The 4,375-nt window shown below is 36.6% G+C and carries 1 protein-coding gene and 1 pseudogene; one reads left to right on the top strand and one right to left on the bottom strand.

Annotated features, from left to right (window positions below; genetic code table 11):
* On the top strand, window positions 1-600 hold a 600-nt coding region (locus PSN35_RS06310; RefSeq protein ID WP_300030998.1), incomplete at its 5' end, for a hypothetical protein.
* Between the two features lie 3,225 nt (window positions 601-3,825).
* Here PSN35_RS06310 and PSN35_RS06305 read toward each other — a convergent pair.
* Window positions 3,826-4,375: pseudogene (locus tag PSN35_RS06305) on the bottom strand (hypothetical protein); the annotation flags it as partial.

Here is a 4,375-nt window from a genome sequence, read left to right as displayed (position 1 = left end):
ACCCTACCGCATGACAAATTAAAAACCCACTTGAAAGAATTAATTCACAAAGCTTTCAGTCATAGAAAAGATGGCTCAACATTTGTTGTGTTAGGCTACAATTCCACATATTTTTCAAACATAATTCAAAAAGGTAAGACATGCTACCCCGAGGAACAAGTGATCAGTATGATGGAGTTCCTCATCGATAACATATTTCTTCCATTGATATATCCTCTAGAGCTAGAAATTAAAGAGACCACAGATACAGCTTCGTCAGCATCATTTTTGGACTTATACCTCGAATTTGACGACAGTGGTCAACTCAGTACTAACATTTATGATAAACGGGATGACTTCAATTTTAAAATCATAAATTATCCTAATATGTGCAGCAATATACCAGCTTCTCCTGCATATGGTGTTTACATATCGCAATTAATTCGTTATGCTAGGGCCAGTAGCAATTATTCTGATTTCTTGAGAAACAGGCTACTGGACCAGGGCTATAAACAGATTCGCCTTATTCGATCCCTTAAAAAGTTTATATTCCGATACCAAGATCTTGTCGAAGTATATTCTGCCTCTGCAGAGATTATTGTGAAAGATGGATTTTCATAGTGAAAATATTTTCATAATGAAAATGTATAAAGATCAAGATTGAGAACACACGTCATTTTATTTTGGGCGTCTCTGGATTTTCATAGTGAAGTACTGCGTTCACTGCTTGTATACCTGTTTTGGTCAAGTATTTTTTTTAAATACTATTATAGTGACAACCGGAACATTTTAACCGTAATGGAAGGTGGGAGGTTTGGCGCCGTAAAATGGATTCAACCCTCCGTTTCTTTGGAAACGCCTGTACCAAATCAGGATCATTACGGATTTCCCAGTTTTCGGTTGTTGACTGAATTTGTATGTTTGTTGATTATGAGTATCGACTGTCCATTTGGAAGATTGTTAGGAGTTCGGTAATTTTGTTATTACCCTTATCCTTATATTGAACGGAAAAAATACTTTCAAAACAATATTTCTTCTTTCGATATATTGGTCGCGCTTATAGATTGTTAATTTAGAAATATCAAGAAATATTTTTACGTAAACAAATGTGAAGTGGAATTTATCAATTACGAAAGAACGTAGTTTCCTAGCCGCGTAGATATTTCAATGAAAACGTATTTTCATAGTAGACACAGTTAAAGTGGAATAGCATCAATATAGAAGAAACTAAACTTGTCTTAACTGTTCACTTGTTATAATAAATACACGAACGACCATGTTATTATTATTATTTTTATTTTATTTTTTTTTAATTAATATTCCTGATTTTACAATTGTCTACATTATTTTTTTTTCTCATATCTTCATATTTCACATTTTATCATAATGGTATTGCTAAATAAAGCCATTACATTAATTATTTTGAAATCAGTGATATTTATCATTGTTAAGTTGTAGAAATCTTGTGTTGCCGTCTCCAGATTGTCTCTATCGTGATTACTATGTAATATGATTGCTGAACATGTTGTATTTCTCTAATATCTCATTTAATCTAAGATTCCATATAAAGGTCTATTTATCATATAAATAGTGTCAGGTTTATAGTTATATCCCGTTACATATTACTCTGTAAACACTGTAGTATTATATGTACTTTGACCGTTAACAGTAAAAAATAGCTGCAGTTTATGTCATACGTTCTGAATATAGGACGAATTAATACGATATTCATCGATGTTATAAGGTTGCCTGACCCACTTTCTCCGGACCACGGATTGTTTTTTTCTTTCTCGGACATATTATTATTACTTGTCACTTGCCAGTCATTACATGTTACGATGTAATCGTTCAATTAAATCATTTTTAACGGGTGAACCAGCATTCCATGTCCCTGACCAGCATTCCATGTCCCTGAACAGCATTCCATGTCCATGACCAGCATTCCATGTCCCTGACCAGCATTCCATGTCCCTGACCAGCATTCCATGTCCCTGAACAGCATTCCATGTTCCTGACCAGCATTCCATGTCCCTGACCAGCATTCCATGTCCCTGACCAGCATTCCATGTCCATGACCAGCATTCCATGTCCCTGACCAGCATTCCATGTCCCTGACCAGCATTCCATGTCCATGACCAGCATTCCATGTCCCTGACCAGCATTCCATGTCCATGTTACTTTCATTGTTACATTGGGATATGATTCTCGATTGATTTGTTTTATTATTCAATATTCCTATCGTTTTGTACTGTACAACACATATTCGGCTCGTCTTTACTCCCAGCTATTGTTGTAAGGATTTCATGTTTTATTTATGTTTATGTATTTATTTATGTATGATAGTGTCCAACACGATTTCTAAATCACATCATGTTCGTTTTGTATAAGAGTAGCATGACGGGTGCCACTTGTGGAGCCGGAAATATTTATACCTCTTTGTTTTTTGTCGGGTTCCTTCTTGTTGCTCAATCATTAGCTTTCGGTATAGTGTTTTGTAGTTGATAGCTTGTCCTTTTGTCAATATCTCGTCTTTGAAGCTGTAAAAACTACAAACAAGACAGCATTGTATCGGTCATAATATTTAAAACACTGACTCTAACTATATCGATATCCACAACAGTATTTGCTATAATATGTATTTTGACTTAAGAATGATCGTTAGAAGGGATTTGTCTATTAATTTAAAATCTTCGTATAATGATATTCGATTTTACCGCCACTGTTTTAGCAGTAATCAAGTTAATACTGACTTTATGAATTTTGTCAGGAATGTAAATCGATACTTACTCGTTCTTGAAAATCCGATAGTGCTCAATTATCAAATGAAATTGCTTGGTTTTTAGAAAAAAAAATATCTTCCTAAATCCTCGTCCACTAATTTCTGTGGAATTTGCAAAGATTGATTTATATGTAGCAACCTTCCAGCACCACCTGCTAACATGGAATATATATCTCCCAGTCGATACCATTTTCTAGAGCTTGTGGTTCCAATCAAGATTTACTTGATTATAAGAGTGTTGCTATTAACAAGGACACTACTGAATCACTGGTTCCTCTTAGTTAAGTTGAAGTCATCACTTCGACAGTTTTACGGTCGCCATCATGAATTGGTTGACCGTTATATAATATATGTGCCACAAATGACCACGGATATGTTCCACATCCCGGGCAGGTCATTTCCTCATTCATGACATCAACGGCTTTGTAAGTAAATTAACACGACGAGTGCCAATTGACGAGCAGGAACTGAGTACCCTCCCAGAGCACATGAGGTCACCCGCGGTTGTTAGTGGGGCTCGCGTTACTCGATCTTTTTGTTTGTTCAATGTTTTGTTGATCGTTGTTTATCCTTTTGTACTTTTTCATTTGATCATTCTGTTGTTTGTTCTTCTACGATATGAGGATTCTGATTACCCCTTTGGTATCTTCAAGTTATGCTTTAAGTTTTTTTCCACTATTAAGCTATTTTGGACAATAAATGTAGGTTATCTATTCCAGAAATACGGCTGATTACGAACACATCAATCTGAAATGTCGAATCATAAAAACAGTAGCAAATAAGTAAACCTTCTAATTCTTACATAGATGGAGGGCTGTCGTGATTGTGATTGTATGGTAGTTAGATTTACAAGTACCTATGCAATCAGTGCATATCACCACTACAATTGTTGGCAGGTATCCATCTCGTGACGGCGAGATGTACTCGATACAACATTATGTGATAAGGATTGTCAGTGACTTGTGACAGGTCGGTGGTTTTCTCTTGATACTCCTGTTTCCTCCACCAATAAAGATTGTCAGTGACTTGTGACAGGTCGGTGGTTTTCTCTTGATACTCCTGTTTCCTCAACCAATAAAGAATGTCAGTGTCGTGTGACAGGTCGGTGATTTTCTCTTGATACTCCTGTTTCCTCCACCAATAACGATTATCAGTGACTTGTGACAGGTCGATGGTTTCCTCTTGATACTCCTGTTTCCTCCACCAATAAAGATAGTCAGTGACTTGTGACAGGTCGGTGGTTTTCTCTTGATTCTCCGGTTTCCTCCATCCATAAAGATTGTCAGTGACTTGTGACAGGTCGATGGCTTTCTTTTGATACTCCTGTTTCCTCCACCGATAAAGATTGTCAGTGACTTGTGACAGGTCGATGCCTTTCTCTTGATACTCCTGTTTCCTCCACCAATAAAGATTGTCAGTGACTTGTGACAGGTCGATGGCTTTCTTTTGATACTCCTGTTTCCTCCACCGATAAAGATTGTCAGTGACTTGTGACAGGTCGGTAGTTTTCTCTTGATACTCCTGTTTCCTCCATCAATAAAGATTGTCAGTGACTTGTGACAGGTCAGTGGTTTTCTTTTGATACTCCTGTTTCCACCACCAATAAAGATTTTCAGT

The organism is Candidatus Thioglobus sp. (genome assembly GCF_028599055.1).
Classification (GTDB): Bacteria; Pseudomonadota; Gammaproteobacteria; order PS1; family Pseudothioglobaceae; genus Thioglobus_A.
This window is presented reverse-complemented; position numbering and strand designations above follow the sequence as displayed.